The 592-nt window shown below is 53.2% G+C and carries 1 rRNA gene; it reads left to right on the forward strand.

The window, feature by feature from the left end:
• Positions 1-592, forward strand: a 23S ribosomal RNA gene (locus QWZ04_RS23325); the annotation flags it as partial.

Consider the following 592-nt stretch of genomic DNA (forward strand, 5'->3'; position numbering starts at 1 on the left):
GAGGAGCACGAAGGTGGGCTAAACACGGTTGGACATCGTGTGGTTAGTGCAATGGCATAAGCCCGCTTGACTGCGAGAATGACAATTCGAGCAGGTGCGAAAGCAGGTCATAGTGATCCGGTGGTTCTGAATGGAAGGGCCATCGCTCAACGGATAAAAGGTACTCCGGGGATAACAGGCTGATACCGCCCAAGAGTTCATATCGACGGCGGTGTTTGGCACCTCGATGTCGGCTCATCACATCCTGGGGCTGAAGTCGGTCCCAAGGGTATGGCTGTTCGCCATTTAAAGTGGTACGCGAGCTGGGTTTAGAACGTCGTGAGACAGTTCGGTCCCTATCTGCCGTGGGCGTTGGAAAATTGAAAGGGGCTGCTCCTAGTACGAGAGGACCGGAGTGGACGAACCTCTGGTGTTCGGGTTGTCATGCCAATGGCATTGCCCGGTAGCTAAGTTCGGAATCGATAAGCGCTGAAAGCATCTAAGCGCGAAGCGAGCCTTGAGATGAGTTTTCCCTGGCACTTTAAGTGTCCTAAAGGGTTGTTCAAGACTAGAACGTTGATAGGCAGGGTGTGTAAGTGCTGCGAGGCATTGA

Origin of the sequence: Vibrio tapetis subsp. quintayensis, assembly GCF_030409945.1 — a bacterium.
Classification (GTDB): Bacteria; Pseudomonadota; Gammaproteobacteria; order Enterobacterales; family Vibrionaceae; genus Vibrio; species Vibrio quintayensis.